Raw genomic sequence first — 16047 nt, forward strand, 5'->3', positions numbered from 1 at the left:
GGCGTGGCGACATGCGTGGCGCCGACGTTCTCGCCTAGCGTGGTCGCTCGTGAGTGGTGGCAATGGATACGGTGACATATTCGCGGGTCACGCCCGTAGGCAGAAGCGGGTGACACCGCGGGTAGCGGCCGAACGTGATCTTGTCGTCGAGGACGCGGCGACAGGATTCTGTGGAGCCGTGGTGGGTTTCGAACGCACCTACGACGGCGATTTCGTTCGCTTGGAGGATGCCCGAGCCCGCACCCGACTGTTCGCGATGCGTGAGGCGGCCTTTCTGCTCGACGGAGTTCCGGTCACCTTGCAACGCCCGGCTCCGAAAACCTCGACTACCAAACCGGTTCGATCGGCGTCGGGGTCGACGCGCGTCGAAGGTCTGCGCGCGCGGACGGCGCTTCCGAGCCGGATCTGGGTGGAGGGAGTGCACGACGCGGCGCTCGTCGAACGAGTCTGGGGGCACGACCTGCGCGTGGAAGGTGTTGTCGTCGAACACCTCGAAGGGCTCGACAATCTGGGGGAGCGGCTGATCGAGTTCGGGCCCGGCCCCGGCCGTCGGGTGGGTGTGCTCGTCGACCATCTGGTCACCGGATCGAAGGAAACGCAGCTGACGCAAGGGCTCGGCCCGCACGTGTTGGTGACCGGTCATCCGTACATCGACGTGTGGGAAGCGGTGCGGCCTGCATCCGTCGGAATCGCCGCGTGGCCGAAGATCCCACGTGGCGAGGACTGGAAGACGGGAATCTGTCGGGAACTGGGATGGGGCACCCCCCAGGAGGGGTGGCGCCGCGTCTACAACGCGGTCGAGAGCTTCCGTGACCTCGAGGCTCCCCTGCTCGGTGCCGTCGAGCAGTTGGTCGATTTCGTAACCGAACCGAGCTGATCCGGACCTGCGGTTCTGCGGCCCGGATCACACTCTCTGGTTAGATGGAGTCGTGGCTGCACTTGTCTGGTTGGTCGGAGCACTGGTGCTCGCCGGGGCCGAGGCGTTGGTGGGAGATTTCTTCCTCCTGATGCTCGCCGGTGGGGCGCTCGCCACTGCCGGTGTCAGTGCGGTCACCGATTTTCCGGTATGGGTGGATGCCATCATGTTCGGTGTCTTCTCGGCCGCTCTCATTGCAGGTGTTCGCCCGTTTCTGTTGCGGCGCTTCGGAACTCCACCGCCGCTTGCCACTGGAATTGCGGCATTGGAAGGCAAACACGCCATCGTGTTGGAAGAGGTCGGGGAGCACGCCGGTCAGATCAAACTGAACGGCGAAGTCTGGACGGCACGTCCGCTCGATTCCACCGAGGTGTACCCGCCGGGCATCACGGTGACGGTGATGGAAATCAACGGCGCAACAGCAGTCGTATGGAGGGAACCCTAAATGGCAGCACTGATCGTGCTCGGCGTGCTGGTGCTCTTCGTGATCCTCGTGGTCGCGAAGTCCGTTGCACTGGTACCGCAGGCAGAAGCAGCAGTCATCGAACGGCTCGGCAGATACTCGAAGACGGTGTCCGGACAACTCACGTTCCTGATTCCGTTCGCGGATCGAGTGCGAGCGAAAGTGGATCTGCGCGAGCGGGTGGTCTCCTTCCCGCCACAGCCGGTGATCACCCAGGACAACCTGACGCTCTCGATCGACACCGTGGTGTACTTCCAGGTCACCAACCCACAGGCGGCAGTGTACGAGATCAGCAACTACATCGCGGCAGTGGAGCAGTTGACCACCACGACGTTGCGTAATGTCGTCGGCGGCATGACGCTGGAAGAGACCCTCACCTCGCGTGACTCCATCAACGGTCAGCTTCGTGGTGTTCTCGACGAGGCCACCGGACGGTGGGGACTGCGCGTGGCCCGTGTGGAGCTCAAGAGCATCGATCCGCCGCCGTCGATTCAGGAGTCGATGGAAAAGCAGATGAAAGCGGACCGGGAGAAGCGCGCCATGATCTTGACGGCGGAAGGTCACCGGGAATCGGCGATCAAAACCGCTGAGGGCGCCAAGCAGAGCCAGATCCTTTCGGCGGAGGGTAACAAGCAGGCCTCGATCCTCAACGCCGAGGGTGAGCGGCAGTCCCAGATCCTGCGCGCACAGGGTGATCGCGCCGCGAAGTACCTGCAGGCTCAAGGTGAGGCCAAGGCTATCGAGAAGGTGTTTGCCGCCATCAAATCAGGCAAGCCGACACCGGAACTCCTTGCCTACCAATACCTTCAGACGCTTCCGCAGATGGCTCAGGGCGATGCGAACAAGGTGTGGCTGGTGCCGAGCGACTTCGGCGACGCCCTCAAGGGATTCGCCAAGACGCTGGGCGCGCCGGGTGAGGACGGTGTCTTCCGCTACGAGCCGCCGGCCGCGGAAGAGAATCTTCCCAGCCCCGAAGACGATTCGGCCGAAGTGGCGGAATGGTTCGAGACGAAGTCCGATCCCAAGATCGCCGAGGCCGTGCGGGCAGCGGAGGTTGCCGCCCGTACACCCGTCGAAGATCCGGGTGCCGCGGCGCGCCATCTTCGTGACAACCCGCCCGTGCAGCCGGGATTCGCCGATCCGGCTCTGGAACAACCGCGTGAAAATCCGTGGCCGGGTGAGCTTCCGCTGCCACCCGAGCGCGAAGAGTTCCAGCAGCGGTACCCGTACCAGGGTCAGCCGCCCGAAGGGGGTCAACGCCGATAGTGGGCAGCGGCGGAATGTGCGGGGCGGGCGTCGATCACGGTGGTTCAGGTGCACGGTGGTTCAGGTGCACGGTGGTTCAGGTGATCAGTGCCCGCCCCGTTCCGCATACGGCCACCGCCCACAGGACGCTGACGAACGTTCCGATGATGAATTGTTCGGATGCGTGTGGTTCACGCAGTTCGGGATAGCGGGCCAGACCCTTGACCGCCAGGACTATCGCGATGCCTTCCGGCCACGTCGCGAGGATCGAGGCTGCGACGGCGATGCGTTCGAGAATCCCGATGACACGTCCGCCGCGTAGTGGACCGGCATCGGGTGCGGGACTGCCGTCGGGTTGGCGTCTGGCGATCTTGAAAGCAGTGAGGACCAGCGGCGCACCGGCAGTGGCTGCTGCGCTCACGCACAGGACGAGTGTTGCGCCGAGGGCGAAGCCGGTCACCGGCGTCGTGTGCGCTGCGGCCAGTGCCGCGACACCGAGCGCCGGCACCGCGACAACGGTCGACGACCACTCCGGTACGGCGAGGTACCCGCTGCTCAGCGGTGTGAGCGCTGCGGCCACGAGCGGGGCCAGTGTGGCAATTGCCAGAGCGATCAATGCCAGTGCAACCATGAACCGAATACCCCCTGTGCGTCGTGTGCCCGTGTACCGGGTGCGAGCGTGTGCAGTCTAAGGGTGGGCTCTGACGAGTAGTCGGTGCGCGAGTCGTCGACCAGCGAGTTCGGTCTGCCATTCCGCTGCGGCCAGCCGTCGGGACATGGCCTGTTTGGTGATCGAAAGGTGCCGAGCGGCAGCTACCTGGGTGAGTCCGGTGTCCATCAGCGCGATCGCTTCCCGGCCGTCTGAGGTCTGGCGGTTCATGACGGTGCCGAGCAGGGTGAACGCGGCGTCGGCGTCGGCGGTCAGTTCGACGTGGTGTGTGTCGGTGGACGCATGTGCGAGTGCGATGCGGGCGGGGGCTTTCTTGGCGCGATCGACGGCGAGGCGGGCAGCCTCGAACGCGGGCCCGCGGCCGGCGCGGGTCTGTGGTGGAAGTGGTTCCTGCACCGGGCCGATCCCGATTCCGACGCTCCAGTGCCCGTCTCGGATCAACGTGAGCGCGACATCCACGACCTGCGCAGCGTTGTCGGAGACCGCTTGGATTTCGTCTCCGGCCGTGCGTTCGAACTTTCGGAGCAGAGAATACGTCGACAGCGCGTCGAGGATCGGGGCCACGCGGTCGATGTCGCGTCGACTACCGCGTTGGTCCACCGTCAATACCAGCACGGGTCAACTCTAAATAGTTGACTTCTATTAGTCAACTATTTTGGCTTGACTTTGTCAGGTCAACCTTCACAGCTTGACCCTCGGTAAGGGTGTCGACTGTGTTCGGTGATCTGCGCGCGTCGAAAACCAGCCCGGCTATGCCCAGTGCAATGCAGAACCCGGACAGTACGAGCAGTCGCGGATCGGCTTCTCCGGTGAGAGCATCGCCCAGGACCACGATTCCCACGGTTCCGGGCAGGATGCCGATCACCGTTGCCAGGGTGTATGGCACCAGTCGGATCGAGGAGATGCCGCAGCAGTAGTTGACCACCGAGAACGGGACGAAGGCGATCAGGCGTAGTGAGCCGACCGCCAGCCATCCACGTTTCGCGATCCGCTCGTCGACGCGACGAATGGTCGGACTCGAGATCTTCTGCCAGACGACGTCTCGACCGATTGCCCGAACCAGATAGAGCGCCAGGATCGCACTGACGGTCGTGGCGGCAACGGTGAGTCCCACGCCCGTCACGGGGCCGAAGAGCAAGCCCGCGCTGAGGGTGAACACCGTGCGCGGAAACGGCGCGACGGTGACCACGGCGTGAACGAGGAAGAACACCAACGGAAACAGTGGTCCGATCGAGTCGGCCCACTCGCGGATCTGAAGCACGCTCGGGTGCGGGGCCAGTACAGCCGCACCGAACAATACGAGCACTACCAGCACTGTTGCTATCAATCTTCGGTCAAGCAGGCGCCCTGTCACAGCTCACAACGGTACCCGCCGAGTATGCCCGGCATCGACTTCGAGACGACTCGACAACCAGGAGTGAAAGTGTGCTGTAAAACACTCGACGGTATGTTGTGACGAATGCCACTCCAGTGGGCGAGGGGGTGGACGGGGCGTCAGGGCTCGCCGAACCGAACCCGTCGGTAACCGGCAAACGTGCTGAACAATCGCTAGGTAAGCCGAGGAAACGAATCTCCCGGGATCGACATCGGTCTCGACACTGCTCTCCGTACCGGCCGGTACCCGATACTGCCCCGTCGAACCTGACGGGATCCTCGAGATGAACGGGGCTGAGGTCGGGTTAGCATCACAGAACTGACTGACGGATTCGATTACGGGAATACGCTCACGCACGAAACGAGAGGGAGCGGACACAGTGTCATTAGCTTCAGAAGCCGAGGCTGTCGAGCAGGCGTACGCGGAGTGGCAACGCTCCGTGGCCGGTGTGCTGGCCAAGTCTCGTCGGGTCGACGCCGCGGAATTGGGCCCTGAGCCACAGAAACTGCTCGAGACCCTCACCTACGACGGTGTCACCGTAGCCCCGCTGTACAGCCCCCGTGACGAACACCCCGAGCAGCCGCTCCCGGGTAGCTTCCCGTACGTTCGCGGTGTCGACGCCCACCGCGACGTCAACGCCGGTTGGTTGGTATCGGCTCAGTTCGGCACCGACTCGCCGACCGACACCAATCGCAGCGTCCTCGATGCACTCGAAAACGGTGTCAGTGCATTGTGGCTGAAGGTCGGTGCCGCCGGAGTTCCCGTCGGCGGTCTTACCGCTGCACTCGACGGTGTACTCCTCGACCTCGCTCCGTTGACTCTCGACGCGGGCGAGAACGCGAGCGATGCAGCCCACGCCCTCTTCTCGCTGCTCGACGCTCGGGCCGCCGCCGGCGACGGTGTCAGCGATCGCAGCAAGATCCGCGCCCATCTCGGCGCCGCCCCGTTGACGAGTTCTTTCTCCGGTGCACCCGACATCACCGTCGACCAGGCGACAGCACTCGCCGCACTCGCAGCCGCGCGTTCGGAGACGATCCACTCCGTCACCGTCGACGGCACCGTTTTCCACAACGCGGGTGCGGGCGACGCGGACGAGCTCGGTGCGGCAATCGCTGCCGGTCTCGAATACCTGCGCACCTTCACCGCGAACGGACTGACGATCGGTGCTGCGTTGGGGCAGTTGGCTTTCCGCTACTCGGCCACCGACGACCAGTTCCAGACGATCGCCAAGTTCCGAGCAGCGCGTCTGGTGTGGGCTCGGATCGCCCAGGTGTGTGGTGCCTCCGATTTCGGTGATGCTCCGCAGCATGCGGTGACCTCGGCCGCGATGATGGCTCAACGTGATCCGTGGGTGAACATGCTGCGCACCACCCTCGCCGCATTCGGCGCGGGTGTCGGCGGCGCAGACGCGGTGACGGTCCTGCCGTTCGACGTCGCTCTTGCCGACGGCGCTCTCGGCGTCAGCAAGTCGTTCTCGTCACGCATCGCCCGCAACACCCAGTTGCTCCTGCTCGAGGAGTCGCACCTCGGCCGTGTCCTCGACCCGTCGGCGGGCTCCTGGTACGTCGAGGACCTGACGCAGCAGATCGCCGCCACCGCGTGGGCGTTCTTCCAGGAAATCGAAGCAGCCGGCGGATACCTGGCTGCACTCGAGGCCGGAATCGTCTCCGAGCGCATCGCCGCCACCAAGGTCAAGCGCGACTCCGACATCGCCCACCGCAAGACTACGGTCACCGGTGTCAACGAGTTCCCGAACCTCGGCGAAACACCGCTGTCCGCCGAAGCCGTCGAGCCCGGTCAGGCCGTCGCTCGCTATGCAGCGGCGTTCGAAGCGCTTCGTGACCGTTCGGATGCCTACCTCGCCGCCGCCGGCGCCCGTCCCACCGCACTGCTCGCCCCGCTCGGCTCGGTCGCAGAACACAACGTGCGCACCACGTTTGCGTCCAACCTGCTCGCTTCGGGCGGCGTCGACGCAGTCAACCCCGGCCCACTCGAAGTAGGCACCGAGGCGATCTCCGCAGCGGTCAAGGCTTCCGGAGCCACCGTCGCGGTGCTGTGCGGCACCGACAAGCGGTACGGCGAGAGTGCCGCAGCCGCCGTCGCCGAACTCCGCGCGGCCGGTATCACCAAGGTGCTGCTTGCCGGACCGGAGAAGGCCGTCGGCGACGCCGGCGGGGATGCCCGCCCGGACGGGTTCCTCACCGCCCGCATCGACGCAGTCTCGGCGCTGACCGAACTGCTCGACTTCATCGAGACGGGAAGCCCCAAGTGACGACACGAGAGGTCAAGCACGTGATCGGCAGTTTCGCGGAGGTCCCGCTCGAGGACCCGCAGTCTCCGGTACCCACCCCGCCGTCCGCGCAGCAGGCGCAGGCGCTGATCGAAGAGGGTGCCACCGCCAACAACTACGCCGCCGAGCAGGTTGTCTGGTCCACTCCCGAGGGAATCGACGTCAAGCCGGTCTACACCGGCGCCGACCGCGCCCACGCCGCAGCGTCCGGATATCCGCTGGGTAGTTTCCCGGGTGCGGCGCCGTTCCTGCGTGGCCCGTACCCGACCATGTACGTGAACCAGCCCTGGACGATTCGTCAGTACGCTGGCTTCTCCACTGCAGCCGAGTCGAATGCCTTCTACCGTCGTAACCTCGCGGCCGGGCAGAAAGGCTTGTCGGTAGCCTTCGACCTCGCTACCCATCGCGGCTACGATTCCGATCATCCGCGCGTCGCCGGCGACGTCGGAATGGCCGGTGTGGCAATCGATTCCATCCTCGACATGCGTCAGCTCTTCGACGGCATCGACCTCTCGCAGGTGTCGGTGTCGATGACGATGAACGGCGCTGTACTGCCGATCCTCGCGTTGTACGTCGCGGCGGCAGGCGAGCAGGGTGTCACGCCGGACAAGCTGGCCGGAACGATCCAGAACGACATCCTCAAAGAGTTCATGGTTCGTAACACCTACATCTATCCGCCCAAGCCCTCCATGCGGATCATCTCGGACATCTTCGCGTACACCAGTACCGAGATGCCGAAGTACAACTCCATCTCCATCTCGGGTTACCACATCCAGGAAGCCGGAGCGACGGCCGATCTCGAGTTGGCGTACACCCTTGCCGACGGCGTCGAGTACATCCGCGCCGGCCTCGATGCGGGTATGGACATCGACAAGTTCGCGCCCCGGTTGTCCTTCTTCTGGGCCATCGGCATGAATTTTTTCATGGAGGTCGCCAAGCTGCGAGCCGGACGCCTGCTCTGGGCCGAGCTGGTGGCCAAGTTCGATCCCGCGAGCGCGAAGTCGCTCTCGCTGCGCACCCACTCTCAGACCTCCGGTTGGTCGCTCACCGCGCAGGACGTGTTCAACAACGTTCCCCGAACCTGCGTCGAAGCCATGGCCGCCACGCAGGGGCACACCCAGTCGCTGCACACCAACGCACTCGACGAGGCCATCGCGCTGCCGACGGACTTCTCCGCCCGCATCGCCCGCAACACCCAGCTGCTGCTGCAGCAGGAGTCCGGGACCGTGCGACCCATCGACCCGTGGGGCGGGTCGTACTACGTCGAGTGGCTCACCAACGAGCTCGCCAATCGGGCGCGTAAGCACATCGAAGAGGTCGAGGAAGCCGGCGGCATGGCGCAGGCCATCAACGAAGGCATCCCGAAGCTGCGCATCGAGGAAGCCGCCGCCCGCACCCAGGCACGCATCGACTCCGGCCGGCAGCCGCTGGTCGGCGTCAACAAGTACGTTCCCGACGAGGTCGACACCATCGAGGTGCTCAAGGTCGAGAACTCCAAAGTGCGCAAAGAGCAGCTCGAGAAGCTGGTTCGCCTTCGCGCCGAACGTGATCCGGCAGCCGTCGAGGCCGCACTGGCGAACCTGACCCGGGCCGCCGCGTCCACCGAGGGCGGCATGGAGAACAACCTCCTCGCGCTCGCCGTCGTCGCTGCCCGCGCGATGGCCACCGTCGGGGAGATCTCCGACGCACTCGAGAAGGTGTACGGACGCCATCAGGCGGAGATCCGGACCATCAGCGGCGTGTACCGCGACGAGGCCGGGAAGGTGAGCAACATCAGCAACGCCATGGCATTGGTCGAGAAGTTCGCCGAGGAAGAGGGGCGTCGCCCCCGTATCCTCGTTGCGAAGATGGGCCAGGACGGTCACGACCGCGGCCAGAAGGTGATCTCCACCGCCTTCGCCGACATCGGATTCGACGTGGACGTCGGACCGCTGTTCCAGACCCCCGAAGAGGTCGCCAACCAGGCGGCCGACAACGACGTGCACGTCGTCGGTGTGTCGTCGTTGGCAGCCGGCCACCTCACCCTGGTACCGGCCCTCAAGGAAGCCCTGGCTGCGGCCGGGCGACCCGACATCATGATCGTCGTCGGTGGTGTCATCCCGCCCGGCGACTTCGACGAGTTGTACGAGGCCGGTGCCGCGGCGATATTCCCGCCCGGAACCGTCATCGCGGACGCCGCCAGCGGTCTGCTCGAGAAGCTGGCGACCGCCCTGGGTCACGATCTCACCTGAGAAGGGGTTCACTGAAGATGGCCCGTCAGCCCATCGACATTGATTCCCTTGCCGAGGCCGTGCGTGCAAATCAGCGCGCCGGCCTCGCCCGGGCGATCACTCTCGTCGAGTCCACCCGCGACGACCACCGGGCGCTCGCGCAGCAACTGCTCCTGAAATTGCTCCCCGAAGCCGGGGGAGCGCACCGGATCGGTATCACCGGCGTTCCCGGCGTCGGCAAGTCGACCTTCATCGACGCACTCGGAATGTACCTGCTCGGCAAGGGACATCGGGTCGCGGTCTTGGCGGTCGACCCGTCGTCGACCCGCACCGGCGGTTCCATCCTCGGTGACAAGACACGCATGGCGCGGCTCACCGTCGAGAAGAACGCGTACATTCGGCCGTCACCGACGTCCGGCACGCTCGGCGGGGTCGCGAAGGCAACCCGGGAGACCATCGTGCTGCTCGAGGCAGCCGGGTTCGACGTCATCCTCGTCGAGACCGTCGGCGTCGGACAGTCCGAGGTGACCGTCGCGAACATGGTGGACTGCTTCACGTTCCTCACGCTCGCTCGGACCGGGGATCAGTTGCAGGGCATCAAGAAAGGTGTCCTCGAACTCGCCGATCTGGTCGCCGTCAACAAGGCCGACGGCAAACACGAGCGGGAAGCGAAGGGAGCGGCTCGCGAATTGGCCGGCGCCTTGCGTCTGATCTACCCGCACGATGCGATCTGGAAGCCACCCGTCATCACGATGAGTGGCCTCGAAGGAATCGGTTTGGACGAGTTCTGGGGAACCGTCGTCAAACATCGCGAGGTGCTCTCCGACGCCGGGCAGTTCGAGGAGAAGCGCCGCAAACAGCAGGTGGACTGGACGTGGACCATGGTCAACGACCAACTGCTGCGCCGGTTGTCCGGCAACGACCAGGTGCGATCGATCCGTGCCGACGTGGAACAGAGCGTCCGTGACGGATCGTTGACGGCGGCGCTGGCGGCTCAACGCATTCTCGACGCATTCGACGGGACCAGTCGACAGGCATAGGTCGACGCGGATATTCGGTGGCGGTCGCCGCAACAGCTCGATCGGGCTGTGGCGGCGACCGTTCCATTTCACCCTCGGCTTCGCCCTCGGAAGTCGTGTCGGGTTGTCCTGCCTCGAGTTAAATTGGCATAACTCGTAATTCGCCCACTGCCGGGCGGGTTTCCGTCAGCTACCCGAATGCCGCACCGATGTTCCGCGAAAGGGCACTCCCGCAATGACAACGATCGATCGTGTGCGTCCTCGACGCCGACGCGGACACCTTCATGCAGTAGCCACGATGGTAGCTGCGGGCGCCCTGGCTTTCATTGCTCCGACCGTTGCTGCTGCAGCACCAGTGCCCGGCACCGTCAGCGTGTGGGGAAGTAACACCTGGGGCCAGCTCGACGGCGCGCCCACGGGTGACAACGTCGTCACCATCGCCGCCGGTGAGTTCCATTCGGTGGCATTGACATCCGGCGGCACCATCGTTTCGTGGGGAGACAACTCCGACGAACAGCTGTCGGGCCAACCGACCGGCAGTGGTTACACGGCCGTCGCGGCAGGGTGGGGCCATTCGCTGGCGCTGACATCGGACGGCGCGATTGTCGTGTGGGGACATCAGGGAAATCACCAACGAAGCGATACACCCGTCGGCACGGGCTACACCGCCGTCGCGGCGGGAAGTGACCATTCGGTCGCATTGACGGCGGACGGCACCGTCGTCACGTGGGGCAACAACGACCGCCACCAACGTGACGGGTCACCGACCGACACCGGCTACACCGCGATTGCCGCAGGTGGTGACCATTCGGCCGCCTTGAAGGCCGACGGCACCATCACGGTGTGGGGACGATCCGATCAGGGGCAACGCATCGACGCTCCCACCGGGAGCGGATACACGGCTCTCGACGTCGGAACCTTCCACGCGGTGGCATTGGCGGCCGACGGTACCGTCACCACGTGGGGAAGCACTGCTGACGGCCAGCGTCAGGACGCACCCACCGGTAACGGGTACACGGCGGTGTCCGCAGGGTGGGGTCATTCGGTCGCAGTGAAGGCGGACGGCACCATCACGGTGTGGGGGAACGACACCGACAGCCAACGCGTCGGTGCTCCGACCGGTAGCGGGTACACCGCCGTCGCTGCCGGTGGCTGGCACACTGTGGCGCTGAAAGCTCAGGGGCAGGGATCGACCGGTTCGCTCGATCTGTTGCCCGGTTCCCTTTTCGGTAGCTGAAGCTGAACAAATTGACGTAGCGTGCCGTGCAACCTCGTCCGAGAATCCTCGGACGGGGTTGTTCCGTCAGGCTCGGCGGGTGTTCAGCCCACGGCGGCGGCGTACGTACCCACCCGGCTGATCAGACGATCGAAGAATTCGGCCGGAACGGTACCAACGGCGATGTCCGCGTTCGGTTCACGGTTCCAATGCCCGACCCAATCGGCGACGGTGGTGCCGATCAGAAGTGGGCTTTGCGTCTCCACATCCACGGTCGCCGGTTTCAGAGTTGCCAACGCTGGATCCAAGGCCACGGCAGCGGCAAACGGATCGTGCATGTGCGCCAGAAAACCCTGATCGTATTTTCGGTGAAATTCCATGTAGAACCGGATCGCATCGGAAAGATGACGAATCACCTTGTTGGAGGCGGAGCTTCGCACATCCGGGCCGTCGTCCGGGGAAATGACCTCCGCTGGGGTGCTCCCGGCGGCTGCTGCCAGGCGTCGGACGTGTTCGGGGACCATCTCGATGGTCTCGGTGACGTTGAGCCCACAGATGATCGGACGCCGATGCGCCGGCACCACCGAGAACGCGTCGAACACCTCCTTCGCAGCATGCGGATCCACGGAGACGTTCCACTCGGCGGTCGGGGTGGTATTGCCAGGATAGTTGAACGAACCACCCATCACGACAAGACGTTTGAGAAGTTGCGGGAGGTCGGGTTCGCGCCGGATCGCCAGGGCCAGATTGGTGAGGGGGCCGGTTACGAGTCCGGTGATCTGACCGGGGTGCTCGCGGACCAGGTCCACCCACAGATCCGTGGCGGTGCGGATCGACAATTGCCGGCCGGCGTCCGGAAGTATCGCGTGTCCGATGCCTTGCGGCCCGTGCGTTTCCTCGGTGGTGCGCAACGGGATGACCAGGGGATCGGTGGCGCCGAGTGCGACCTCGATGTTCGGGGCCCCGCACAGGCCGAGCCAGTTCAGGTTGTTGGCTGCGACCTGTGCAACCGGTACGTTCCCGGCGGTGCTGGCAATCCCCAGGATTTCGGCTTCCGGGCTGGCGAGCAGGTACATCAGGGCCAGCGAGTCGTCGATGCCGGTATCGACGTCGACGAGGATTTTGGTGCGGTCAGTCATCGGTGTCCACCAGAGTTGTCGGGTTGTGCAGTACCGGGAAGTTCACGGAACGGGCGATGAAGCATTTGTCGTGGGCGCCGCCGTGTAGATCGTGTGCTTTGTCGACCATCGTCGTGTCGGCCACCAGGACAGTGGGATTCAAGGTCACTTCGATGAACTGGCCGCCGCCGTCGGATTCCTCGATCATGGTGCCGACGGGTTGATCGATGTAGTCGAGAACCACCACTGAGGCAGAGGCTGCCAGGCTTAGATACCAGAGCATGTGGCATTGGGCGAGTGAGGCGACGAGAAGTTCTTCCGGGTTCCATCGCTCCGAATCACCGCGAAACGTGGGATCGGAACTACCGAGCAGTTCCGGTTTTCCCACCGCCGAGACCGCATGGTTGCGCGAGTAGGCCTGAGGGCTGGATGTCCCGGATCCCAGATCGCCCGTCCACTGGAGATCCAGGGTGTAGGTATGCGACTTCACGCGTCCATCTTGCCTTGCTCGGCGCGAGGTGTCCGATTGCTTCTCGGTGGGGTGGAACCGTTCTCTCTCGTGGTGCGTCCAATCAGGTGTGTCGGTGTTCGTGCGGGGTGTGGAGAGGTCTGGTCGTCTGTTGTCGATCGGGTTGGTGTTGTGTCTGTTGGGTGCGTGCGGCTCGGAGGTGGGGGGAACTGCGCAGCAGGCGTCCGGCCAGGACGGGTTGTTCGACCCGTGCAAAGAGGTTCCGGCGGCGGCAATCGAATCGGTGGGTCTCGATCCGTCGACAGCAGATCCAGGTATCGAGATAACCAGTCAGAAGGCGTGTGAGTGGACAGGGCCGTGGTACTTCTTCGGCATTTTGTCGAGGAGAGAATCTATTGACGAGATAAAAGGAAATGTAAAATTCTCCGGTTTCGAAAGCCTGAAAGTTGGTGATCGGAGTGGTGTTCAGTTTCATTCGGCGAGTGACCAGAACATGGAGAGGTGTTTTGTTGCCCTTCCTGCGAACGGGGGATCAATCTGGTTGAGTGTCAGCACGAAAACGGGCGATATCTCCGAGGAACCGACCTGCCCGCTGACTGTGACCTATGTCCGATCTCTGGAGGAATTTCTGCCTCGTTGAGAAAATGTCCGGTGAGTTTTTTGAAGCACGTATGTAGTTTTCCAGTACGCGGAAGCTAATGAAGGGTCGTTATGTCTGACGACGATTTTTATCTGGATTACGAAACCTCGAAGAAATTGCGAGACGCATGCGACAAGCTTATATCCAGCTACAAGTCTCAGATGCAAAAATTGAAAGACCTGGAGATAGGAAATGCATTCGGGACCTTGCAGTCGGGCAAGGATATGGCTACCAAATTCACGGACAAGGCGTTCGCGGACACGGATTCGCTGAAAAGCGCTCTCGAGAGCCACATTAAGGTGGTAACGGAAATGCGAGACTATTTTGTGGAGTGCATCCGGTATTACAGCCAGGTGGACAAGGCCAATGCCGCTCACTTCGATCAGGCTTACGAGCTGTAGACCGACCAGTCCACGGCACCGACGAACACGGTTGCTCGTATCGGATCGTCGTCCATGCACCCCGTCAGAGCGGCGGTCGGTAATTCCTGAATGCTGCTGAAATAGTAGGCGGGCGCAGTAGGGCTACCCGGCCTCCTTCGAGGTGAGTCACGGAAGATCTGGCTCCAGCGCGCTCGGATCATCTCAACTCAGAAATTGCGGAGGTGCCACCGAGGTGGCAGGAATCAGAGAGCCAGTACTCGCTGCGTCTGAATGGTGGTGACGACGGCGAGGCCCTGTTCGTCGACGACGGTGGTGTTGACGACGATCACAGATCGCCCGATTTTGACGGGTACTGCGGGCGGTCAGCCGTCCGGTGCGTGCCGCGCGGAGGAAATTGGTTGTCGAGGTGGTGGTTGTCGTCGTGGTGCCGGGGGTGAGGTTGAGGAATGCCAGGATTGCACCGGCACTGTCGGCGAGCGTCAGCAGTGCACCGCCGTGGAGTGCGGAACCCGCAGTGGTGAGTTCGTCACGCCAGGGCAACGTGCAGGTGACCAGTTCCGGCGTGGCGGAGTCGATCGTGATGCCCAGATGGTTCGCGAACGGCATGACCGTCTGCAGTTCTTCGAGGGTGGGGGTAGCCATAGTGGAGTTCCTTGCTTCCGTGAAGTGGTACTCCTCACAGAACGTCACCGGCGATGCGCTCGGTGCGCCCACTCGGCACGATCGGCGCCCCACGGGCGAGCCTGCTGGGGATAGTCGTCGAACTCGACGAGGGCCGGCCGCGTCGCGGTGACTTTTCCGTGGGTGGCTGTGACGCGCGGACCGGGGGTGGTGGGCGCACCCGGATCGAGGGTTCGCCCCGGCGCGTCGAGCAGTCTGGCGCCGGTACTGGCCAGGGCGAGGTCGACATCGCGGCCGTGACCATCGCTGTTTCGCAATGTCAACGCGTCGACGATCGCGGCGGCCAGGAAGTATCCGGTGGCGTGATCGAGGGCCTGAGCCGGTAGCGCTCCCGGTCGTTCACCGCCTTCGAGGAACGAGATCCCCGACGCGGCCTGCACGATGCTGTCGAATCCGCGCCGATCCGCCCACGGCCCGTCCCATCCCCAGGCGCTGACCCGGCCGTGCACCAGATGGCCGGGCAGTTCCTGCCCCAGCAGTGCCTCGAGAGCGCCCGGCCGGTATCCCGTCACCAGCACGTCGGCGTCCTCGAGCAGGCCGAGGAAGGTGGCATGTCCGCCGGTGGTCTTCAGGTCGAGGAGGGTCGATCGTTTCCCTTGCCCGTTGTCGAGGTGTTGCCACTCGATTTCCGGGATTGCCGGCGGGTCGATGCGCAGGACGTCGGCGCCCAGCAATGCCAGTGCCCGGGTGGCGACGGGTCCGGCGATGACGCGGGTGAGGTCGAGGACTCTGATGCCGTCGAGGGGTCGGCCTATGCCTGGCGAGCGGGGCGTGGCAGAACCCGTGCCGCGGGTGCGGACGGTGACCAGTGGCGCCGATCGGGCTGCGGCACTCTGTTCACCGGCCCGCCACTGCGCCTCGGTGCGTACTCGAACGGCGATTGCCCCGGCGTCGACGGCGCGCTGCTCCACCTCGACGGCGTCGAGAGATGAGATCTTCTGGGCGACAGATGCTGTGGTGGCAGTGCTGTCGAGACCGAGGATGGCCAGCAATCTGTCGCGGTGATGTGGATAGTTACCGTGCGTGCGAACCCATCCGTCGGCGGCAGTGAAGAAGCCGGAGTACTCGGAGAAACCGGACACCGCTTGGCCGTCGATGCGGATGAGCCGATCACTGGCGAACGAGGCGGCGATGCGTTCGGGATCGAGTCGCCACCGAGGTGCGGTCTCGGGTGCGGCTCGGGTGATCGCGGCGGCGTAGGCGGCCACGGAACCGGCGGCCAAGTCGAATACCGGCAGATGCGCGGCAAGGAAGCCTTCGGAATCGGGGCAGTCGACGCAGGCGTGTGCGGCCTGAATTCCGATGTCGCGGTGGTACTCGTCGAGGTAGTGCTGGAAACCGTCGTCCATGAC

16 protein-coding genes are annotated in these 16047 nt (G+C 64.2%); 9 read left to right on the plus strand and 7 right to left on the minus strand.

Annotated features, from left to right (window positions below):
- Window positions 1–49: 49 nt before the first annotated feature.
- The 3 genes from ABH922_RS10230 to ABH922_RS10240 are packed head-to-tail and all read left to right on the plus strand — an operon-like array spanning window position 50 to window position 2645.
- Window positions 50–877, plus strand: a complete 828-nt coding sequence (locus tag ABH922_RS10230; protein WP_424806817.1) for a DUF3097 domain-containing protein — start codon at window positions 50–52, stop codon at window positions 875–877.
- A 52-nt stretch (window positions 878–929) separates the two neighbouring features.
- Window positions 930–1361 (plus strand): NfeD family protein, encoded by a 432-nt coding sequence (locus tag ABH922_RS10235; RefSeq protein ID WP_424806818.1) that lies wholly within the window; start codon window positions 930–932, stop codon window positions 1359–1361.
- Window positions 1362–2645: an SPFH domain-containing protein gene (locus ABH922_RS10240; protein ID WP_424806819.1), complete on the plus strand. Its 1284-nt coding sequence runs from the start codon at window positions 1362–1364 to the stop codon at window positions 2643–2645.
- Window positions 2646–2721: 76 nt separating this feature from the next.
- Here the strand turns inward: ABH922_RS10240 and ABH922_RS10245 are convergent, their stop codons facing one another.
- From ABH922_RS10245 to ABH922_RS10255, 3 genes are read right to left on the minus strand one after another with little or no spacing between them, the layout of a single operon-like run.
- Complete coding sequence (locus tag ABH922_RS10245; protein ID WP_424806820.1) at window positions 2722–3255, minus strand: hypothetical protein; 534 nt, start codon at window positions 3253–3255, stop codon at window positions 2722–2724.
- A 57-nt stretch (window positions 3256–3312) separates the two neighbouring features.
- Window positions 3313–3909 (minus strand): hypothetical protein, encoded by a 597-nt coding sequence (locus ABH922_RS10250; RefSeq protein ID WP_424806821.1) that lies wholly within the window; start codon window positions 3907–3909, stop codon window positions 3313–3315.
- A 31-nt stretch (window positions 3910–3940) separates the two neighbouring features.
- The gene (locus tag ABH922_RS10255) at window positions 3941–4648 is read right to left on the minus strand and encodes a TVP38/TMEM64 family protein (RefSeq protein WP_424806822.1); all 708 of its coding nucleotides are present in this window, start codon (window positions 4646–4648) and stop codon (window positions 3941–3943) included.
- Between the two features lie 400 nt (window positions 4649–5048).
- Here ABH922_RS10255 and mutA point away from each other — a divergent pair, with 400 nt between their 5' ends.
- The 4 genes from mutA to ABH922_RS10275 all read left to right on the plus strand — a co-directional run bounded on the left by mutA (window position 5049) and on the right by ABH922_RS10275 (window position 11425).
- Window positions 5049–6941 (plus strand): methylmalonyl-CoA mutase small subunit, encoded by a 1893-nt coding sequence (gene mutA / locus ABH922_RS10260; protein WP_424806823.1) that lies wholly within the window; start codon window positions 5049–5051, stop codon window positions 6939–6941.
- Complete coding sequence (gene scpA / locus ABH922_RS10265) at window positions 6938–9190, plus strand: methylmalonyl-CoA mutase (RefSeq protein WP_424806824.1); 2253 nt, start codon at window positions 6938–6940, stop codon at window positions 9188–9190. The genes mutA and scpA overlap by 4 nt, the downstream gene beginning before the upstream one ends.
- A 17-nt stretch (window positions 9191–9207) precedes the next feature.
- Window positions 9208–10209 carry a methylmalonyl Co-A mutase-associated GTPase MeaB gene (gene meaB, locus ABH922_RS10270; RefSeq protein WP_424806825.1) on the plus strand — a complete coding sequence of 334 codons (1002 nt, stop codon included), beginning with the start codon at window positions 9208–9210 and terminating at the stop codon, window positions 10207–10209.
- A gap of 214 nt (window positions 10210–10423) precedes the next feature.
- Complete coding sequence (locus ABH922_RS10275; RefSeq protein ID WP_424806826.1) at window positions 10424–11425, plus strand: RCC1 domain-containing protein; 1002 nt, start codon at window positions 10424–10426, stop codon at window positions 11423–11425.
- A gap of 83 nt (window positions 11426–11508) precedes the next feature.
- Here the strand turns inward: ABH922_RS10275 and ABH922_RS10280 are convergent, their stop codons facing one another.
- Entirely contained in the window at window positions 11509–12543 is a 1035-nt protein-coding gene (locus tag ABH922_RS10280; protein ID WP_424806827.1) for a nucleoside hydrolase, read from the minus strand.
- Window positions 12536–13012 (minus strand): OsmC family protein, encoded by a 477-nt coding sequence (locus ABH922_RS10285; RefSeq protein WP_424806828.1) that lies wholly within the window; start codon window positions 13010–13012, stop codon window positions 12536–12538. Before ABH922_RS10285 ends, ABH922_RS10280 begins: the two co-directional genes overlap by 8 nt.
- A gap of 94 nt (window positions 13013–13106) precedes the next feature.
- Here ABH922_RS10285 and ABH922_RS10290 point away from each other — a divergent pair, with 94 nt between their 5' ends.
- Together ABH922_RS10290 and ABH922_RS10295 are read left to right on the plus strand one after the other, a co-directional pair.
- Complete coding sequence (locus ABH922_RS10290; protein ID WP_424806829.1) at window positions 13107–13631, plus strand: DUF3558 domain-containing protein; 525 nt, start codon at window positions 13107–13109, stop codon at window positions 13629–13631.
- Window positions 13632–13702: 71 nt separating this feature from the next.
- Entirely contained in the window at window positions 13703–14032 is a 330-nt protein-coding gene (locus ABH922_RS10295) for a hypothetical protein (RefSeq protein WP_424806830.1), read from the plus strand.
- Window positions 14033–14215: 183 nt separating this feature from the next.
- On the opposite strand, the gene ABH922_RS10300 is transcribed toward ABH922_RS10295, so the two are convergent.
- A complete protein-coding gene (locus tag ABH922_RS10300) occupies window positions 14216–14656 on the minus strand; it encodes a PaaI family thioesterase (RefSeq protein ID WP_424806831.1) in 441 nt (146 codons plus the stop codon).
- Between the two features lie 44 nt (window positions 14657–14700).
- The gene (locus ABH922_RS10305; protein WP_424806832.1) at window positions 14701–16044 is read right to left on the minus strand and encodes a CoA transferase; all 1344 of its coding nucleotides are present in this window, start codon (window positions 16042–16044) and stop codon (window positions 14701–14703) included.
- Between the last annotated feature and the right edge of the window lie 3 nt (window positions 16045–16047).

The organism is Rhodococcus sp. 27YEA15 (genome assembly GCF_049739425.1).
Taxonomy (GTDB): Bacteria; Actinomycetota; Actinomycetes; order Mycobacteriales; family Mycobacteriaceae; genus Rhodococcus_F.

Excerpts from the sequence above, each read along its gene's own strand:
- ABH922_RS10295 (WP_424806830.1), top strand. The coding sequence starts at position 13,703 with ATGTCTGACGACGATTTTTATCTGGATTACGAAACCTCGAAGAAATTG.
- ABH922_RS10300 (WP_424806831.1), bottom strand. The coding sequence starts at position 14,656 with ATGGCTACCCCCACCCTCGAAGAACTGCAGACGGTCATGCCGTTCGCG.
- ABH922_RS10275 (WP_424806826.1), top strand. The coding sequence starts at position 10,424 with ATGACAACGATCGATCGTGTGCGTCCTCGACGCCGACGCGGACACCTT.
- ABH922_RS10245 (WP_424806820.1), bottom strand. The coding sequence starts at position 3,255 with ATGGTTGCACTGGCATTGATCGCTCTGGCAATTGCCACACTGGCCCCG.
- ABH922_RS10240 (WP_424806819.1), top strand. The coding sequence starts at position 1,362 with ATGGCAGCACTGATCGTGCTCGGCGTGCTGGTGCTCTTCGTGATCCTC.
- meaB (WP_424806825.1), top strand. The coding sequence starts at position 9,208 with ATGGCCCGTCAGCCCATCGACATTGATTCCCTTGCCGAGGCCGTGCGT.
- ABH922_RS10280 (WP_424806827.1), bottom strand. The coding sequence starts at position 12,543 with ATGACTGACCGCACCAAAATCCTCGTCGACGTCGATACCGGCATCGAC.
- ABH922_RS10305 (WP_424806832.1), bottom strand. The coding sequence starts at position 16,044 with ATGGACGACGGTTTCCAGCACTACCTCGACGAGTACCACCGCGACATC.